We start from the raw sequence: 16832 nt of genomic DNA, 5'->3' as shown, positions 1-16832 counted from the left end.
GCCGGTCGGGTCGCCTATTCGAGGCCGCCGTCGCCAGTATCGGTGGGTTCGGTATCGCCAGTGCCGTCGCCGCCGCTGTCGGCGACTGACTCGTCCTCGGTCGCGACTCGCTCGACGACCCGCCGCTCGCCGTCCTCGTAGACGTAGGTCGTCTCCGGGTCCTCGTCGCGGGTCCGCCGATGGCTCCCGTCACAGAACGGAAACGAGTCCGAGAGCCCGCACCGACAGACCGCGATATCTCCCTTCTCGTCGTCGAGATCCGACGGCTCGAGTTTACGCGGTCCCGTCTCCTCGAGTTCGACCAATCGTGTCATTTGCCACCACTCCGATCGCCGACTCCAAAACCCTTCGCTCGCGAGGGCGAACGACCGGAACGTTCAATTCCGCGCGGGGATAGCTGACGCGGACCACGGTTTCCGGGAACGGCAAGGTTCTTGGTTCGGGTCTTGAATATCCGAATGAGAACAGAGATGTCGTTCTACGCCGCGGTAATGCCGACCGCGATCGCGCTCGCGATCGTCAAAACGCTTGTGCTCATCGTCGGCGGCGTTATCACGTTCTTCGCGTACAAGGCCTACCGGCGGACACGACAGCCGGCGCTGGGCTATCTCTCGGTCGGCTTCGGCCTCGTCACCCTCGGACTGGTGCTCGCTGGCATGCTGTATGAACTCCTCTCCGTGCCGTTGATGACCGGCGTCCTGCTCGAGAGCCTGCTGGTGCTGGCCGGCTTCCTCGTGATCGCGCGCTCGCTGTACGTCACGTGAGTCGTGGCTCCCCGATTTCGATTGCAGTTGCATTTCTCTACCTCCCGCTTCGCCCGACCAGTCAGTGTGCTGTCCGATTCGATCACTGACCCAAATCGTTTTGGGGACAGTCGTATGCATGAGACCGTGATAGATCAGCGTACGGCAGGAAAGGCGGCACTGAACCATGGAGCTCGTCCCTGCCGTCGTACCCCCCCTTCCTCCCGTCTCTACTGTGATGCGACGCCTGCGCTCGTCGAATAGCCGGTCGCCCGACTCTTCATCTCGAGCCATGGCGGTACGTTTCGCGCCGTAATCACCCAGAGGTAAGTGGGCCCCGTCCCGAGTTGGGGCTATGCAACCCGATCCCGACGACGCGAGGACACCCAGCGGTCGCGTTTCGAGTCGACCCCACGGAACCACCCCTGCGAGTGAGCGGCCATGAGCGGGACCGATGAACCCGAGTTGGCCGTCGGCGCGGACGCCTTCACCGATCGGGGTGCCGGCCTCGAGGTGGCAGTCGTCGGCGCGGGTGCCGTCGGCGCGACCGCGGCCTACGACCTCGCACGCGAGGGCGCGGACGTGACCCTCTACGACCGCGGCACCGTCGCGAACGACGCGTCCGGGCGGGCGGCGGGGATCTGCTACGACGCCTTCGCGGACGGGCTCGACGCCGAAATCGCCGGCGACGCGATCGAGCGGTTCCGCGCGCTCTCGGGCGACGAGACCTTCCCGTTCGTCGAGTGCCCCTACGTCTGGCTCGCCCGCGACGGCGACGCGGACCGGGCCGACGACATCCGCGAGCAGGTGCGTCGCATGCAGGACAACGAGATCGTCGCCTTCGAGATGGACGCCGACGCGCTCGCCGACCGGTTCCCCGCGTTGCGGACGGACGACATCGCCGTCGCGGGCATCGCTGGCGGGGCGGGCTACACCGATCCCGCGGCGTATACGGCCTGTCTCGCGGCCGCGGCGACCGGCTCCGGAGCGACCCTCGAGACCGAGACGCCGGTCGAGGTGCGAACCGATCCTGCGCGGGTCGTCCACCCCGATGGCGAGGTCCGCGAGGTCGACGCGGTGCTCGTGGCCGCCGGTGCGCACACGAAGGCGCTGCTCGCGGACGCGGGCATCTCCCTCGCGATGAAACCCTACCGCGTGCAGGCGCTCGTTGCGGACGGCGACCTCGCGGAGCCGATGTGTTACGACGCGAGCGGCGACTTCTACCTGCGACCCCACGCCGACGGCTTCCTCGCCGGCGACGGCACCGAAGAACGGGAGGCCGATCCCGACGCGTACGATCGCGACGCGGACCCGACGTTCGCCGACGACCTCCTCGAGCGGGTCGCACACCGGGTTCCCGGGGTCGCAGAGGGGACCCTCGAGCGGGCGTGGGCCGGTCTCTGTACGGCGACGCCGGATCGAGATCCGCTGGTCGGGCGGGTCGACGAGGGGCTGTACGTCGCGACCGGATTCCAGGGCCACGGCTTCATGCGTGCGCCGGCGATCGGAGAGCGACTCGCGGAAGAAATACTCGGCGGGGCGGGGATCGACGCCTTCGATCCGATGCGGTTCGACGGCGACGAGGCGTTCGACGTCGTCGAGGGGATGGCGCTCGATCGGGACTGAAGCGTCCGTCCGTTCGAGTCAGTCGTCGATGGAGATCGGTTCCGTTTCCGCGTCCGTCCCCTGCCCGAGCTCCGGATCGGTCTCGGCGTCGGCGAGGTCCTCGAGTTCGTCCGCCGCGTCGGCTTCGTGGCTCTCATCTGTGTCGTCGACCGCCGAATCCTTCGGGAGTTCGACGCTCAGCGTGCCCGTTTCGCTGAGTCGAGCCGTTCCGGCGTCCGGATCGACGACGGCGTCGGTCGGGAGTTCGGCTTCGCCGTTCAGCGACATTCCGCGGCCGGGGAACCGCATCTCGTACCCCTCGTGGAACTGCCGGAACCGGTCGATGCGAATCTTGATGTTCCCCTCGAGGTAGCGGACCTGCACGTCGTCCGGTTCGGCACCGGGCGCGTCGAAGACGACGCGATACGAGGTATCGTTCTCGAGGATATCGACGGGGAGCGATCGGTGATTCTGGACGCGACCGTTCGCGCGGCCGACCTGACGATAGAGGGCGCTGCCGACCGATTTGCCGAGATCTTTGAGAGTCACGGGGTGTCACCCCGGACGGTGCGTGCGACGCGGGCGGCGATCGTGGGAACCGAGAGAAGGGCTTGACAGTGCATGGCAGAGATGGCCGTACAGACGGTTATGACAGCCCGGTTCATATCCCTTTCGCCGAGTTCAAAAGAAACGTCTGACGAGGTCGCCCGTTCCGGGTCGATCCCGCCGGGATGGGAGCGCGGACGGCCACCGGTTAGAGTTCGACTCGCTCGAGACAGTCGGTCCCCCCACAGACCGGACACGACAGCTCCGAGACGCTGAAATCGTCCGGGACATCGTACGTGTAATGGTTCTCGAAGATGTCGAGAAAACAGTCCTCGTCGGTACAGACGATTTCTTCCGTCGGCGGCATATCGGCTCTTGGGGTGCCGAACTAATCAACATTGGCTTCACCCACGACGACTGCAGGAATCGGCCACGTCCCGCTGTCGCGCATCTGCCGACCGGTCGTTTGGACGCGTTATTTCCCTCCATATGACGCGTTCGAGACGGCGGATCGGTGACCGCTCTCAGTCCGAGGACGGCGGCTCCCGATGCTCGAGGCTGCGTTCGACGCCGGGTGCGAGCCGCGTGATGACCGCCGATCCGTCGCGGTCTCTGACGACGAGTCCGTCGTCCGACAGCGTCGAGAGGTGGTGGGTCACCGTACTCGGGTCCCGGTCGAGTTCGTCCGCCAGCGTCGTCGTCTGTGCCGGCCCGTGTTCGGCCAGCGTCTCGAGTATCCGACGGGTCGCCGGCTTCTCGAGTGCCGTCCGGAGTGCGATATCGATCTCGTCGGTCGTATCGGCGCGACGGTAACAGCGCTCCCCGCGGACCTTCTCCGACTCGATCAGGCGTTCCTCCTCGAGGATCCGGAGGTGGTGTCGGACCGTCGACAGCGACGCGTCGGTCGCCGCCGCGACCGCGGAGAGGTTGATGCCCGGATCGTCCGCGATGGTTCGATAGATCTCCCGCCGGGAGTCGTGTTCGAGCGGGTCGGAATCGTCGAACCGGCTGTAGCGAAACAGCGTGCCGAGATATCGCCAGCCGCCGTCGGAGCCGGCCCGCTCGAGTGTCGCCGTCGCCATGCGAACCGACCCCTGCAGCGACGACGACTGTCCGACGACGACGGTCGCGTTCCCGACCGACGACGCGTTGGCGGCCGCCGCGGTGAGCAGGGTCGCGAGCGCGATGCTGGCCCCTTCACTCGGCCCTGACGACTCGTCGGGGGCCGCTTCGGTCTCGGTGTCGGTCGCGTCCCCGCCGTCCGCGGTCACGGCAGCGCCGTTTCCGCCGCCATCGCCCGCCGTCGGTCCCCCGCGGCCGCCGTCGGGGTCGGATTCGGCCCCGTCGCTCGAGTCGGCCGAATCCGCGGGCTCGGTGACGTTCGCCGAGTCATCGGCGCCGTCCGGTGTGTCCGAGTCATCGGGATCGTCCGGATCGTCAGGATCGGCCGGATCATCCGGATCATCTGTGTCGTCGGGATCATCAGCGTCGTTCGGATCGTCTGGGTCATCAGGGTCATCCGGGTCGTTCGGATCATCAGCGTCGTCCGAGTCACTGGTATCGCTCGTATCGGCCGGATCGTCAGGGTCGTCCGGATCGTCCGGATCATCGGGATCCTCCTGACTGTCAGAACCGCTGGTATCGTTCGTCCCGGTTGTCCCATCGGTATCGTCAGAACTGGTGGTCTCGTTCGTCCCGGTTGTCCCATCCGGATCGTCGGGATCATCAGCGTCGTCGGGGCCGTCGGGGTCGTCCGGATCGTCAGGGTCGTCCGGGTCATCGGAGTCGTTCTGTACTGTGAGTATCGACTCGGTCGCGCTCGAGTCGGCCGTCACCGTCTCGCGTTCGGGGCCAGCGGTGACCGTTGCCGCGGCTCCAGCGGTAACCGCCGTCGCAACGAGTGCGACGACGAGACTCGCACACAGCATCGTGCGCACGATCGTGTTCCGGATCATACCTCTCGAGACGGCCCTCGTGGCGGGGTCGTGACCAGCAGCGCGGCGGGTCGGATTGCGAGGTGAATCGAGCAGCCGAGCGCTGTGGCTCGGCGCATCCCAGTCGGAGGGCCGGATCGACGGCACTCCTCGCAGTTAGTCACGATAATTGAACGCTTCATCCATTAAATTACTGCAGTCGGTGCCCTCGAGTCGGCGGGCCGGCGGCGTCGGGCTCGCAACGATCGATCGACGGCGTGTAGTCACCGTTTTATCGCTCGAGGCGCTATCGGGAGCCATGACTGACCCCGAGACGCTGTCGGTGACGATCGTCGACGGCTACGTCGACGAGCCCGCTCACTTCGGGGTGCCGCCGTACATCTCGACGTACCCGCGGTACGCGGCGGGTGCGCTCGTCGACGCGGGCGTCCCGCGCGAGCAGATCACCTATCACACGATCGATCGGCTCCGCGACGAACCCGACTACTGGCGAGACGTCGACGAGGCCGACCTTCTGCTCTATCTCGGCGGCATGACCGTTCCCGGCAAGTACGTCGGCGGCACGCCCGCCGAACCCGACGAGGTCCGCAAACTCGCCTGGACCGCGAGCGGCACCAGCCTGATGGGCGGCCCCGTCAAGTTCGGCGTCGGCGACGAAAACGCCGGCGCGACCGAGACCGAACGGCAGGATCTGGACTTCGATTTCGTCGCCAAAGGCGACGTCGAGGCCGCCGTCTACGACCTCGTCGAGAGCGGCCTCGAGGGCTTTAACAACCGGATGCGCGACATCGACGAGGTCTCGCGGTGGGCCCAGGAGGGCGCGTTCATCGTCGAACAGCATCCCAACCACCCGGAGTATCTCATCTGCGAACTCGAGACCTCGCGGGGCTGTGCCTACCGGTGTTCGTTCTGTACGGAACCGCTCTACGGCAACCCCGAGTTCCGGCCGCCGCCGACGGTCGTCGGCGAGGTCGACGCCCTCTCGAACTACGGCGTGAAACACTTCCGGATCGGCCGACAGGCCGACATCCTCGCCTACGGCGGCGACGGCGAAGCGCCCAATCCCGACGCCCTGCGCCAACTCTACAGCGGCATCCGCGAGGTCGCCCCCGACCTCGAGACGCTCCACCTCGACAACATGAACCCGATCACGATCGTGGAGTGGCCCGAGCAGAGCCGCGAGGGGATCCGGATCATCGCCGAGCACAACACGCCCGGCGACACGGCCGCGTTCGGCCTCGAGTCGGCAGATCCGGTCGTCCAGGAGGAGAACAACCTGAACGTCACCGCCGAGGAGTGTTTCGAGGCCGTCCGAATCGTCAACGAGGAGGCAGGGTGGCGACCCGACGGGAACAGGGAAACAGCGCCGAACTTCGGCGACGACGCGGCGCGTCGTCTTCCGAAGCTCCTCCCCGGCATCAACCTCCTCCACGGGCTCAAGGGCGAGCGCGAGGAGACCTACGAGCGCAACCGCGAGTTCCTCCAGCGGGTCTACGACGAGGGCTACATGCTCCGCCGGATCAACATCCGGCAGGTGATGGCCTTCGACGGCACCGACATGTCCGACACCGGGGCCGAGATCGCCAGAGACCACAAGAACCTGTTCAAACGGTACAAACAGCAGGTCCGCGAGGAGATCGACAACCCGATGCTCGAGCGGGTCGCCCCGCCGGGAACCGTCCTCCGAAACGTCCACCTCGAGTACCATCAGGACGGCAAGACCTTCGGTCGCCAGCTCGGCACCTACCCGCTACTGGTCGGCATCCCGGGCGAGCGCGAACTCGGCCGGACGATCGACGTCGCCGTTGTCGATCACGGCTACCGCTCGGTGACCGGCGTCCCGTACCCGCTCGATCTCAACGCGGCCTCGATGGACGAACTCACCGCCGTCCCCGGCATCGGCGACAGCACCGCCGGCGACATCGTCGTCAACCGGCCTTACGAGGCGATCGCCGACGCCGACCTCGGGACCGAGTTCGATCTCTCCCAGTTCATGACGACGCGGCCGCTCGAGCCGGCGGACTGAGTCCGTCGTCTTTCCCCCGTCTTCTTCGGTCGCTTGTTTCCGGTCGGACCCGTGAGAGCCGGTTGTTGATCGTGTGGACTGCTCTGTGACTATCGTTCGCAGCCCGCTCACGCCGGAGCCCAAGACGCTTTCCCCGTCAATCGACGGCACGGTGTCGGTAGTTCTATTATGGAGGGGAATCAGAGGTGAAATCGAGGGTCTGCCTGTGGAAATATCTGAAAAACTGCTGTGTCTGTTCAGTACGGACGTTTCGGAAGAGGAGGATCGATACGTCATCGAGGTACCGCGTCAAGAGGTCGAAACCGGCGACATCGACCCGGGCGAGGTCTATCGCGTCGCGCTCATCTCGCGAGAGGATGAGGTCGCGAGCAACGACGACGCCTCGGCGACGGCCACACCCCAGAGCGCGCCATCGGAGCCGCAGCCGCCGGTCGATGTCGGCGAAACGCGCTACGTCGAGATCGAAGACATCGGCAAACAGGGCGACGGCATCGCCCGCGTCGAACGCGGCTACGTCATCATCGTGCCCGGGGCCGACGTCGGCGAACGCGTCAAGATCGAAGTCACCGAGGTCAAGTCGAACTTCGCCGTCGGCGAGATCATCGAAGACACGTTCTAGAAACGACCTTTTTTGCCGAGGACATCGGCCGGCGTCGAAGACGCCGGCCTCAATCCCCGGCAAAAAATCTCGACCAAAAAAGACCGAGCGCTCGCTCCGCTCGCGCTCGGTGAAACGGCGCGCGGAGCGCGCCGTACAGGACCGCCACTAAGAGTTTTTCATCGCTTAAACCACGGCGATCTCTCCCTTCACTCCTCGAGCGGCGTTCCGTCCGCCCGCTTTGCGCCTTCGGAGTCGTGGACGACGACCTCGCCGGGGTCCGGACTGGCCGGTTCGTACTCGTCCCTGACCGCGATGGCCTCCTCGAGTTCCCGGACGGCCCGTTCTTTCAGCGCTCGAGCCAGTTCCTCGGCGTCGTCGCGCGAAATATCCCGGCCGAGTCCCTCGCACTCGTGGGCGCGGACCACGCCCGCCTCGTCGACGGCCTCGCCCATCGGCTGGCTGGTGCCCGAAAGCGCCACGCTGAACGGATAGGTCTGACAGATTAGCGGCCGGTCGCCGTGTACGGAACACGCACCCGTGCCCGACTCGTCTTCCTCGTAGAAGGTACAGTCGCCGCAGTCGTCGGTCTGTAGGGCCCACTCGAAGGTCTCGCCCTCGAGGCCACCCTCTTCCGTCTCCGAGAGCCCGTAGGGCATGGGACGAGCGACATCGCGCCAGTCGTAGTCGCCGTCGTAGCTGTCGCTATCTCGCGGCTCCACCGCTTGATCATCCGCGGCGCTACGCGCCGCGCTCTCCTCGAGATTTCGAACTTCGTCCGGAAACACCGTCGCCGTGTGGTCGTCCTCGGCCTCACTTTTGCAACAGGCCCCACAGCGGGTACACTCGAAGCCGATCGACTCGATCGCGTCCGCGAGGTCATCGATGGCGAGTCGGCGGGCGTCCTCGAGTTCGGCGTCGAGCGATTGCACACCGCAGCAGACGCGGTCGACGCGGAAAAGTCAGTCGCCCGCGCCCGCGGTCGGTCCCGGTGTCGCCCGCTCGCCGTCCCACCCCGCGTGCCCCTCGACGGCGAGTTTCTCGAGGTGGGCGACGACCGTCGCCCGCGCGAGGTCGCGCACCCCCGAGAGGTCCTTCTTGTAGGCCGATTCGAGGATTTCGTCGAGGGCCTCGGCTCCGCCGGAGACCGCCTCGAGCACCCGCGCTTCGCGCTCGGCCCGGTGAGAGAACAGTCGCTCGAGGGTCTCGCGGGGCTCGTCTATTTCGGGGCCGTGGCCCGGATACAGTGTGGGCGGGTCGATCGCCCACAGCCGTCGCAGGGTCGTCACGTACGCGCGCATGTCGCCCTCGGGCGCGCCGACGACGACGCTGCCCTCGCGGACGGCGCAGTCGCCACAGACGATCGGGCCGCCGCGGCCGGCCTCGAGCGCGACGTGGTCCGGCGCGTGGCCCGGCGCGTCGAGGATGCGGACGCGTTCGTCCTCGAGCGGAATCGCCGTCCCCGGCGCGAACGTCCGGTCCGGTTCGCAGCCCGTCGCCTCGTGAAACCGGTCAGTTCGACCGTACCGGGCCCAGACCGTCGCGCCGGTCTCGGCGGCGTAGGCGTCGACGGCACCCACGTGGTCGGGGTGGGTGTGGGTGACGAGGATGTGGTCGACGGCGTGCTCGCGGACCAGCCGATCGAGGTCGTCGGTGCGCGCTGCCGGATCGACGAGGACCGCCGGGTCGGCTCCGGAGTCGCGGGGTCGGCGCTCGCCGTCCGGGGTCGCCGGCGTCGTCGCTCGGAGCAGATAGGCGTTGGTTTCGCCGCCGGGGGCGCGTGTCGCGACTGGAAGCGACCGGGAAACGAGATCCATACGTCGACATGCGACCGAGCGAAAAAGTGAATATCGGCGGTCCCTGGCCCCCGCGGCCGTGGTGTCCGCATCGCGACCGGCATCGCCGCTGAATCGGTTCGAAACTCAGTGCTTGAGGAAGTAGACCTGCTTGCGAGCGTCCCGGAAACTGTACCGAGAGCCGACGAGGCCGACGTCCTCGAGTCGGTTGAGCGCGTAGCGAACGGTGCGGTCGGGAAGCAGCGACTCCTCGGCGAGTTGGCCCTGCGAGAGCGGCGAGTCGGTCTCGAGCACTTTCGCGACGAGTTTCGCGCTCGGCGGCAGATCGCGGAGCCGGTCACGGTATTCGTCCTCTGAAAGGGTTTCTTCGACGGCGGCGCCACGGTCCTCGGCTGTACCCATGCTCATACCTACGTGAGCGGAATCGGCGATGGTAAAGCTTCCCTATATGTGGATACGAATAATGCAGTTTGTATAAGGCATATGAATGAGGTATTAACACAGATCGATTACCGCTGTCTTTCGGTGTCAGCCGCCGTGTGAATCCGCCGTGTGGCGATCTGGGACCGCCAGCGGACCGTCGGCGGACTCCAGTATCGTTTTATCCTCTCACAACAGTAGATTCGCCCAGTGTGAAAGGACAGGAGTGGTACCAAGCCGACGATATCGCCGAGGAATACGACGACAAGCGGTTCTCCCAGGGCGGACAGCTGATCGACCGCCGGGAGAAGGAGGCCGTCCTCGAGGCTATCATGCCCGTCGAGGACCGAAAGGTCCTCGAGATCGCCTGTGGTACCGGGCGGTTTACGGTCATGCTGGCCCATCAGGGTGCCGACGTCGTCGGACTGGATATCTCGGCGGCGATGCTACAGCAGGGACGACGGAAGGCTCAGAACGCGGAGCTGGCGGGGACCCTCGAGTTCCTCCGTGGTGACGCGGGGCGACTGCCGTTCCCGGACGATCACTTCGATACCGTCATCGCGATGCGGTTTTTCCATCTCGCGGACGATCCGGAGGCGTTCCTCGAAGAGATGCGGCGTGTCTCCCGCGATCAGATCGTCTTCGATACGTTCAACCGGTTTTCGACGCGGAGCGTCTACAACTGGGCGCTCCCGATGGGGTCGCGACTCTACTCGAAGAGCGAAGTGGCGGTCCTCCTCGCGAAGACGGACCTCACGCTCGTCGATGTCGAGGACGATTTCCTCCTTCCGTACGGGCTGTACCGATCGATCCCGAACGGGCTCGCGTCGCCGCTTCGCGCGCTCGACAAGGCGGTCGGCGAGTTGCCGATCACCGACCACTTCGCGTCGGTGTCGTACTGGAACGCGCAGGTTCGCTGACCGGCCCGATTCGAATCCCATCTATTTACTATCAGGAGCCCCTATCGGGCGGTATGGAGCTCTCGGTAGTCGTGTCGACGCTCAACGACCGGGAGCGATTGCTGTCGTGTCTCGACGCACTCGCGGAGCGGACGCCGTCGTCGACGGAGGTCATCGTCGTCAACGGCCCCTCCTCTGACGGGACGAGCGGCGTAGTCCGCGAGCGGGACGATGTCGACGTCCTCGTCGAGATTTCGGAACGGAACCCCAGCGTCTCCCGGAACGCCGGCCTCGAACTCGCGACGGGAGACATCGTCGCCTTCCTCGACGGCGAGTACGCGATCGATCACAGTTGGTACGGCGCGATCGAGGAGGCGATCACTGACGAGACGGCCGTCGTCACCGGTCCCGTGACCGGCGGCCCCGTCACGGCGGACCTGCAGTCGCCGCGGCGGGTCGCCGGCCAGACGGTTACCCTCTTCCACGGCGACAACGTCGCGTTCGAGCGGTCCGTCCTCGAGTCCCTCGACGGGTTCGACGAGTACATCGAGGAGGAGAGCGAGCACGACTGCGCCCACCGCGTAGCGGGACTCGGCCACGAGGTGTCATGGACGGCGACGATGGCCGCCCGCTGCGAGGTCGGGACCGACGGCGGCCGGGCCGACCCCGACTGGGGGGCAACCTACCGGTCGCTGTCCTATCGGCTCGCGAAGAACTATGGCCTGCGGCCGACCGTCCTCGCCCGGACCGCCGACAGTGCACTCCGGGACGCCCTCAGCGGCGTTTGCCGGCTAGCGTCCGGCGAGGCGACGCCGACGGGCTGGGTGTCGGACGGCACCGACGTGATCGCGAACGTTACGCACGGGCTCTGGGACGGCGTCCGCGCCCGCTATGCCGATCGCTCGAGCCGGCGAAATCCCAACGGGCTCTCGACGCGACACGACCGGGCGGTCCGGATCTACGACCGGCGCTGACCGATCCCGAACGCGATTACAGGCGACGATAGCGAGCTTAGGCTTCTTCCCACGGTTTCGTCTCGGCGTCGACGAACTCGAACATGTCCCCGAACTCCTCGGGCAACTGCTCTTCGGCGTGGGCTAGTTCGCCGCCGGGGACTTGCTCGCTGACGAGTTCGACGACGGCCTTGATTCGGTAGACCGCCTCCGACCGGTCGACGTTCGACGGTCGCCCGTACGACGCGTCGAGGCCTAGATCGTCGTAGTTCAGCCGCTCGAGTACCCGATCGACGAACGCGTCGTAGTCGCCGGTCTGGCCGTGATCGGCGGCCAAGAGATACCGATCGATCTCCATCGGGAGCGGGCTCGCGATGTCCGTCGCGCCGCCCTCCCCGACGCGCTCGCCGAGCGTCTCGAGGACCGCTCGCGTCGTTCGGACGGCCTCGGCCTGGGTCCCGGCTTCGATTCGGTGCTGTACCTCGCCGATGAAGTCGGTGTAGCTCGTGCTCATGGGTTCTCCGGTACTCGAGACTGTCGGCAGTGGACTGCAAAAACGCTATCCGCGGATTCGCAAGGGCGCTCGAGTCTCGCGCGGTGACGGAAGAAAGGCGGCGACGACCGTGCCGATTCACGCTACAACCGTTTCGGTGCGAGCGCCTCGATCGTCGTCTCGGTCACGTCGCTCGAGGCCGGTTCCGGGACGACGACGATCGGGTGGTCGATCCCCGTCTCGGCGACGAGCGTTCGAAGTTGCTCGCGGGCCTCCTCGGGCGTTCCGGCCACGCCGAGATCGGCGATCATCTGGTCGGTCACCGCGCTCGCGGCGTCGTCGCGCTCGCCGGCGCGCCACGCTTTTGCAATCCGGCTCGCCTCGTCCGGGTACGCCGTCGCGACCGCGCGCCGGTAGCCCTCGCCGCTCCCGACGTAGTAGGCGACGTGTCGCCGCAGCACCTCGCGGGCCTCGCTCGGATCGTCGCTGACCGCCGACGGGACGTACGGCGCGATCGCGATCTCGTCCGGCTCTCGGTCGCGCTCCCGCGCGGCCGCCGCGACCTCCTCGAAGGCGTCCTCGAGCCGCGAGAACGGAATATTGTGCGGGATCCAGCCGTCGCAGAGCCGGCCGACGACGCGCCGGTTGGCCGGCCCGAGGCCGGCGTGATAGATCGGCACCGAGGTCTCGATCGACGGGAAGTTCGCCGCCTCGAGGAGTTCGCCCTCGTAGTCGACCGGGTCGCCGGTCCCGGCCGTGAACTTCCGGATCAGTTCGATCGTTTCGTGGGCGCGTCGCACCGGTCGATCGAACGACATCCCGTGGAGCCCCTCGACCGCTGTGGCCGTGCTCGTCCCGACCCCGAGCGTGAACCGGCCGTCGGCGGCGTCCTCGAGCGAGGCGGCCGTCATCGCGAGCACCGCGGGCGAGCGCGAGTAGACGTTCAAAATCGCGGTCCCGATACCGATCTCGTCGGTTCGACAGGCCATCTCGGTGGTCTGGACGACGCCGCTCGCTCCCCAGAGTTCGCCGACCCAGACGGCGTCGTAGCCCCGTTCCTCGGCGCGGACCGCAACGTCCGCGAGGTCCGCGTCGCCGAACGCCGTGACCATGAGTCCGGTTTCCATGCGCTTGTCGTCGCTCCCCGACGGCAAAAATCGACCCGTTCGTCGCAGCCTCGGAGACGAGTGAGACATCCCGTCAGCCGGCGACCGTCTATTCCTCGCGCCCGTCGAAGACGACCGCACCGTCGACGAGCGTCATCGCGACCTCGATGTCGTTGATCCGGTCCGGTCGGTCCCACGGCGACTCCTCGAGCACCACCAGATCCCCGCGCTTGCCGGGCTCGATCGTTCCGAGTCGGTCCTCGTCGAAGCCGGCGTACGCCGCACCGGCGGTGTACGCTCGCAGCGCCTCGGTGACCGACAGCCGCTGTGCGTCGTCCGGTGCGTTCACCGCGTGATGGACGCCCAGAAGCGGATCCAGCGGCATGCAGTCCGAGCCGAACGCGAGCGGGACGCCGGCCTCGAGCACCCGTCGGAACCGGTTCGTCCGATTGCGCCGCCGCTCGCCGAGTCGCCGCTCGTAAAGTCCATCTTCGCCGGCCCAGCGGTGGAAGTTCGGCTGCATCGAGGCGACGATCCCCGCCTCGGCCATGCGCTCGAGCTGGTCGTCGGTCGCCAGCTCCGCGTGTTCGATCCGGTGGCGGGAGCCGCCGGGGTCGGCGGTCGCCTCGAGCGCGGACAGCGTTTCCTCGATCGCGTCGTCGCCGATGGCGTGGACGCAGAGCTGGAATCCCTCGGCGTCGGCCCGTTCGACCAGCGCGGCGAGGTCGTCGGGGTCGACGACCCACTGGCCGCGCTCGTCGCCGTCGGATTTGTCCGGGTCGCCGTCGGCTCGTTCGTCGGTAGTATCGCCGCCGGCGTCCGCGTACGGCTCCCGGAGCTTCGCCGTCCGACTCCCGAAACTGCCGTCGGAGAAGGACTTGATCGCGCCCGTCCGAACGCGGCCGGTCCCGTCGTTCGTTCCCACCCCGACCTCGGCGAGGGCCTCGAGGTGGTCGCTCCAGTAGTCGATCCGCACGCGCAGCGGGAGGTCGCCGGCGGCGGCCATGTCGCGGTAGACCCGCGGCGCGACCGAGCCCCGGACCTTGTCGTGGACGCCGGTAACGCCGCGCGCGACCGCGTCGCGCGTCGCCGCCGCGAGCACCTCGCGCATCCCCTCGCGATCGGCCGTGAGTCGCTTCCTGACGGCCTCGGCAGCGTCCTCGACGGCGACCCCGGTCGGTTCGCCGTCCTCGTCTCGCAGATCGGAGTCGGGCAACTCGTCCGCGAGGCGCTCGAGCGCGACCGTGTTCAGCGACGCGGTGTGCAGATCGACCCGCATCGCGACGACCGGCCGGTCCTCGCTGACCCGGTCGAGGGCCGCTCGAGTGAGCGGTGCCGGTTCCGCCTTCGGTCCCGTTTCCGTCTCCAATCCTGTCCCCGTCCACTCGCTCTCGTCGTAGCCGAACCCGAGGAGCCACTCGCGGTCGGGGTCGTCCGCGGCCAGTTCGCGGAGTCGCTGGACGCAGTCCTCGGCGCTGTCGGCGGCCGAGAGGTCCGCGTGGACCAGGTGCTGGCCCAGTTGCTCCATGTGCGTGTGCGCGTCGATGAACCCCGGCAGGACGACGCGACCCTCGCAGTCGATCACGTCGGTTTCGACGCCCGCGAGGAACTCGACCTCGAACGTGTCTCCGAGGCGGACGATTTCGCCGTCGCGGATCGCGACCGCCTCGCGGACGGTATCGGGTTTGGTGAGCGTGTGAACCTCCGCGTTGACCAACAGGAGGTCTGCGGCCGCCGTCATAGATCAGTGCCCGCGGCCGAGTGTCAAAACAGTTGGGTCCGCGTCCTCGCCGGCCGGCTTCGCCCCTCGAGTCGAAGCTAGTAGGGAGCGCCAACAGCCGAGACCGGAGTGTAACGCGGGCCTACGGACTGGAATCGAGCGCAAGCTTGACTTGCCGGCCCGTCGATCGGTTCGTATGCTCGATCGTGAAGACCGCATCATCTTCGGGTCGCTTCTCCTGCTCGTCCTCGCGCTCTCCGGCTCGCTCGTCGTCGATCGCCAGTTCGGACTCGGGATTCAGGACTGGCCGCTCCTGTCGTATCTCCTGTTCGCCGGCGTCGCCGTGGCGCTCCCGCAACTGTACCTCGCGGTCACCGACGGGGAGCGCTCGCGGAACGGGGACCGATCGCGGAGTCGGCTCCGGTTCGCGGCGGTCGCGACGGCCGCGTTCGCGATCGCGTTCGCCGCCGACGCGGAGGGACTCGCCCACCTCGTGATCGGGTTGATCGGGTCCGGTTCGCTCGTCGCACTGGTCTGCTACGAGGTTCTCACCGACTACCGAGCCGAGAGCGACGAGTCCGTGACGCGGGTCTCGTAACCACGACGCGGCCGCCGGTCGGCCTCGAGCGGTCGGGCACCCTCGAGCCGTCACGATCAGCAACTGTTAGGACCCACCGCCCTCTTGGCTGAGCCATGACAGACCCCGAGGACCTCGCCGAGCGGGTGCGCGAGGGCGAGCTTCGCATTCACGAACTCGAGGACCACGCCGACTACGACACCGCGGCCGAAGCGCGTCGGTTGCTCGTCGAGCGCGAGACGGGAACCGAACTCGAGGCGATCGGCGACTACGCGTTCCCCGCCGAGCGAGCGGACCCGAACATCGAGAACATGATCGGCGCGGCGCAGGTGCCGATGGGCGTCGTCGGTCCCGTCCCAGTAAGCGGCGGCGCGGCCGACGGCGAGCACTACCTCCCGCTCGCGACGACGGAGGGCGCGCTGCTGGCGTCGGTCAACCGCGGGCTCTCCGTGATCCGCGCTGCGGACGGAGCCGACGCGCGCGTGACGAAAAACGGGATGACTCGAGCCCCGGTCTTTCGGGTCGACGGCGTCGCCGAGGCCGCCGAGACCGTCGACTGGGTCGAGGGCAATTTCGAGGCGCTCCGGGAGGCCGCCGAGTCGACGACGAGCCACGGCGAACTCCTCGATATCGAGCCCTACGTCGTCGGCGACTCCGTCTACCTGCGTTTCGCCTACGACACCAAGGACGCCATGGGGATGAACATGGCCACGATCGCCACCGGCGAGGCCTGCGAACTCGTCGAGAGCGAGACCCCGGCCTCGCTCGTCGCGCTCTCGGGCAACCTCTGCTCGGACAAGAAACCCGCCGCTGTCAACGCCGTCGAGGGCCGCGGCCGCTCGGTGACGGCCGACGTGCAGATTCCGGGCGAACTCGTCGAGGAGCGACTCCACACGACCGCCGACGCCATCGCGGAGGCCAACACCCGCAAGAACCTGATCGGCAGCGCCAAAGCGGGGAGTCTGGGATTCAACGCCCACGCGGCCAACGTCGTCGGCGCGGCCTTCCTCGCGACCGGACAGGACGAGGCTCAGGTCGTCGAGGCAGCGAACACGATCACGACCATGGACGCTCGCAAGCGCGAGGACGGCACCACCGATCTCTACGCCAGCGTCTCGCTCGCCTCGCTCGAGGTCGGCACCGTCGGCGGCGGAACGAAACTGCCGACGCAGGCCGAAGCCCTCGAGATTCTGGGCCTCAAGGGCGGTGGCGATCCGGCCGGCTCGAACGCCGACGCGCTCGCCGAGATCATCGCTGTCGGCGCGCTCGCGGGCGAACTCTCGCTGCTCGGCGCGCTCTCCTCGCGACACCTCGCGAGCGCACACGAGGATCTCGGCCGGTAATCCGAACGTCGGTATCCGGGTCGAGCGAGAATCAGCAGTGGTCTCGCGGCAATAATCGGACACCTGCCGATAA

Annotated in this window: 18 protein-coding genes; 8 read left to right on the top strand and 10 right to left on the bottom strand. The window is 67.4% G+C overall.

Annotation, left to right across the window (positions count from 1 at the left end; all coding sequences use genetic code 11):
- Nucleotides 1-14: 14 nt before the first annotated feature.
- Entirely contained in the window at nt 15-314 is a 300-nt protein-coding gene (locus FEJ81_RS16235; RefSeq protein ID WP_138246272.1) for a CDGSH iron-sulfur domain-containing protein, read from the bottom strand.
- Nucleotides 315-470: 156 nt separating this feature from the next.
- On the opposite strand from FEJ81_RS16235, the gene FEJ81_RS16230 reads away from it, so the two are divergent.
- A complete protein-coding gene (locus FEJ81_RS16230) occupies nt 471-764 on the top strand; it encodes a DUF7521 family protein (protein ID WP_138246815.1) in 294 nt (97 codons plus the stop codon).
- A 420-nt stretch (nt 765-1184) separates the two neighbouring features.
- A complete protein-coding gene (locus FEJ81_RS16225) occupies nt 1185-2369 on the top strand; it encodes an NAD(P)/FAD-dependent oxidoreductase (protein ID WP_138246271.1) in 1185 nt (394 codons plus the stop codon).
- Between the two features lie 18 nt (nt 2370-2387).
- Here the strand turns inward: FEJ81_RS16225 and FEJ81_RS16220 are convergent, their stop codons facing one another.
- From FEJ81_RS16220 to FEJ81_RS16215, 3 genes are all read right to left on the bottom strand, one after another.
- Complete coding sequence (locus FEJ81_RS16220; RefSeq protein ID WP_138246270.1) at nt 2388-2897, bottom strand: Hsp20/alpha crystallin family protein; 510 nt, start codon at nt 2895-2897, stop codon at nt 2388-2390.
- A 205-nt stretch (nt 2898-3102) separates the two neighbouring features.
- Nucleotides 3103-3261 carry a DUF7559 family protein gene (locus FEJ81_RS23330; RefSeq protein ID WP_006429056.1) on the bottom strand — a complete coding sequence of 53 codons (159 nt, stop codon included), beginning with the start codon at nt 3259-3261 and terminating at the stop codon, nt 3103-3105.
- A gap of 157 nt (nt 3262-3418) precedes the next feature.
- Entirely contained in the window at nt 3419-4849 is a 1431-nt protein-coding gene (locus FEJ81_RS16215; RefSeq protein ID WP_138246269.1) for a winged helix-turn-helix transcriptional regulator, read from the bottom strand.
- A gap of 277 nt (nt 4850-5126) precedes the next feature.
- On the opposite strand from FEJ81_RS16215, the gene FEJ81_RS16210 reads away from it, so the two are divergent.
- Both FEJ81_RS16210 and FEJ81_RS16205 read left to right on the top strand, forming a co-directional pair.
- A complete protein-coding gene (locus FEJ81_RS16210) occupies nt 5127-6854 on the top strand; it encodes a radical SAM protein (protein WP_138246268.1) in 1728 nt (575 codons plus the stop codon).
- Between the two features lie 205 nt (nt 6855-7059).
- The gene (locus tag FEJ81_RS16205) at nt 7060-7473 is read left to right on the top strand and encodes a TRAM domain-containing protein (RefSeq protein ID WP_138246267.1); all 414 of its coding nucleotides are present in this window, start codon (nt 7060-7062) and stop codon (nt 7471-7473) included.
- Nucleotides 7474-7661: 188 nt separating this feature from the next.
- Here FEJ81_RS16205 and FEJ81_RS16200 read toward each other — a convergent pair whose 3' ends face one another.
- The 3 genes from FEJ81_RS16200 to FEJ81_RS16190 all read right to left on the bottom strand — a co-directional run bounded on the left by FEJ81_RS16200 (nt 7662) and on the right by FEJ81_RS16190 (nt 9656).
- Nucleotides 7662-8384 carry a YkgJ family cysteine cluster protein gene (locus tag FEJ81_RS16200; protein ID WP_138246266.1) on the bottom strand — a complete coding sequence of 241 codons (723 nt, stop codon included), beginning with the start codon at nt 8382-8384 and terminating at the stop codon, nt 7662-7664.
- A gap of 30 nt (nt 8385-8414) precedes the next feature.
- On the bottom strand, nt 8415-9269 hold the full coding sequence (locus FEJ81_RS16195; protein WP_138246265.1) for an MBL fold metallo-hydrolase: 855 nt from the start codon (nt 9267-9269) through the stop codon (nt 8415-8417).
- Nucleotides 9270-9374: 105 nt separating this feature from the next.
- Complete coding sequence (locus FEJ81_RS16190) at nt 9375-9656, bottom strand: MarR family transcriptional regulator (RefSeq protein ID WP_138246264.1); 282 nt, start codon at nt 9654-9656, stop codon at nt 9375-9377.
- Nucleotides 9657-9880: 224 nt separating this feature from the next.
- Between FEJ81_RS16190 and FEJ81_RS16185 the strand changes: the two genes are divergently transcribed.
- Together FEJ81_RS16185 and FEJ81_RS16180 are read left to right on the top strand one after the other, a co-directional pair.
- Complete coding sequence (locus tag FEJ81_RS16185; protein WP_138246263.1) at nt 9881-10588, top strand: class I SAM-dependent methyltransferase; 708 nt, start codon at nt 9881-9883, stop codon at nt 10586-10588.
- A 53-nt stretch (nt 10589-10641) separates the two neighbouring features.
- Nucleotides 10642-11541, top strand: a complete 900-nt coding sequence (locus tag FEJ81_RS16180) for a glycosyltransferase family 2 protein (protein ID WP_138246262.1) — start codon at nt 10642-10644, stop codon at nt 11539-11541.
- Between the two features lie 37 nt (nt 11542-11578).
- On the opposite strand, the gene FEJ81_RS16175 is transcribed toward FEJ81_RS16180, so the two are convergent.
- The 3 genes from FEJ81_RS16175 to FEJ81_RS16165 form a co-directional block, all read right to left on the bottom strand.
- The gene (locus tag FEJ81_RS16175; protein ID WP_138246261.1) at nt 11579-12034 is read right to left on the bottom strand and encodes a DUF2267 domain-containing protein; all 456 of its coding nucleotides are present in this window, start codon (nt 12032-12034) and stop codon (nt 11579-11581) included.
- Nucleotides 12035-12156: 122 nt separating this feature from the next.
- On the bottom strand, nt 12157-13140 hold the full coding sequence (locus FEJ81_RS16170) for an LLM class flavin-dependent oxidoreductase (RefSeq protein ID WP_138246260.1): 984 nt from the start codon (nt 13138-13140) through the stop codon (nt 12157-12159).
- An 88-nt stretch (nt 13141-13228) separates the two neighbouring features.
- On the bottom strand, nt 13229-14860 hold the full coding sequence (locus FEJ81_RS16165; RefSeq protein ID WP_138246259.1) for an amidohydrolase: 1632 nt from the start codon (nt 14858-14860) through the stop codon (nt 13229-13231).
- Nucleotides 14861-15035: 175 nt separating this feature from the next.
- Here FEJ81_RS16165 and FEJ81_RS16160 point away from each other — a divergent pair, with 175 nt between their 5' ends.
- A complete protein-coding gene (locus FEJ81_RS16160) occupies nt 15036-15437 on the top strand; it encodes a hypothetical protein (RefSeq protein WP_138246258.1) in 402 nt (133 codons plus the stop codon).
- 95 nt (nt 15438-15532) lie between these two features.
- Nucleotides 15533-16759, top strand: a complete 1227-nt coding sequence (hmgA, locus tag FEJ81_RS16155) for a hydroxymethylglutaryl-CoA reductase (NADPH) (RefSeq protein ID WP_138246257.1) — start codon at nt 15533-15535, stop codon at nt 16757-16759.
- Nucleotides 16760-16832: the final 73 nt, after the last annotated feature.

It is taken from the genome of Natrinema versiforme (assembly GCF_005576615.1).
GTDB classification, from domain to species: Archaea; Halobacteriota; Halobacteria; order Halobacteriales; family Natrialbaceae; genus Natrinema; species Natrinema versiforme_A.
This window is presented reverse-complemented; position numbering and strand designations above follow the sequence as displayed.

Excerpts from the sequence above, each read along its gene's own strand:
- FEJ81_RS16180 (WP_138246262.1), top strand. The coding sequence starts at position 10,642 with ATGGAGCTCTCGGTAGTCGTGTCGACGCTCAACGACCGGGAGCGATTG.
- FEJ81_RS16170 (WP_138246260.1), bottom strand. The coding sequence starts at position 13,140 with ATGGAAACCGGACTCATGGTCACGGCGTTCGGCGACGCGGACCTCGCG.
- FEJ81_RS16165 (WP_138246259.1), bottom strand. The coding sequence starts at position 14,860 with ATGACGGCGGCCGCAGACCTCCTGTTGGTCAACGCGGAGGTTCACACG.
- FEJ81_RS16225 (WP_138246271.1), top strand. The coding sequence starts at position 1,185 with ATGAGCGGGACCGATGAACCCGAGTTGGCCGTCGGCGCGGACGCCTTC.
- FEJ81_RS16230 (WP_138246815.1), top strand. The coding sequence starts at position 471 with ATGTCGTTCTACGCCGCGGTAATGCCGACCGCGATCGCGCTCGCGATC.
- FEJ81_RS16235 (WP_138246272.1), bottom strand. The coding sequence starts at position 314 with ATGACACGATTGGTCGAACTCGAGGAGACGGGACCGCGTAAACTCGAG.
- FEJ81_RS16215 (WP_138246269.1), bottom strand. The coding sequence starts at position 4,849 with ATGATCCGGAACACGATCGTGCGCACGATGCTGTGTGCGAGTCTCGTC.
- FEJ81_RS16160 (WP_138246258.1), top strand. The coding sequence starts at position 15,036 with ATGCTCGATCGTGAAGACCGCATCATCTTCGGGTCGCTTCTCCTGCTC.
- FEJ81_RS16210 (WP_138246268.1), top strand. The coding sequence starts at position 5,127 with ATGACTGACCCCGAGACGCTGTCGGTGACGATCGTCGACGGCTACGTC.
- FEJ81_RS16195 (WP_138246265.1), bottom strand. The coding sequence starts at position 9,269 with ATGGATCTCGTTTCCCGGTCGCTTCCAGTCGCGACACGCGCCCCCGGC.
- FEJ81_RS16190 (WP_138246264.1), bottom strand. The coding sequence starts at position 9,656 with ATGAGCATGGGTACAGCCGAGGACCGTGGCGCCGCCGTCGAAGAAACC.
- FEJ81_RS23330 (WP_006429056.1), bottom strand. The coding sequence starts at position 3,261 with ATGCCGCCGACGGAAGAAATCGTCTGTACCGACGAGGACTGTTTTCTC.
- hmgA (WP_138246257.1), top strand. The coding sequence starts at position 15,533 with ATGACAGACCCCGAGGACCTCGCCGAGCGGGTGCGCGAGGGCGAGCTT.
- FEJ81_RS16175 (WP_138246261.1), bottom strand. The coding sequence starts at position 12,034 with ATGAGCACGAGCTACACCGACTTCATCGGCGAGGTACAGCACCGAATC.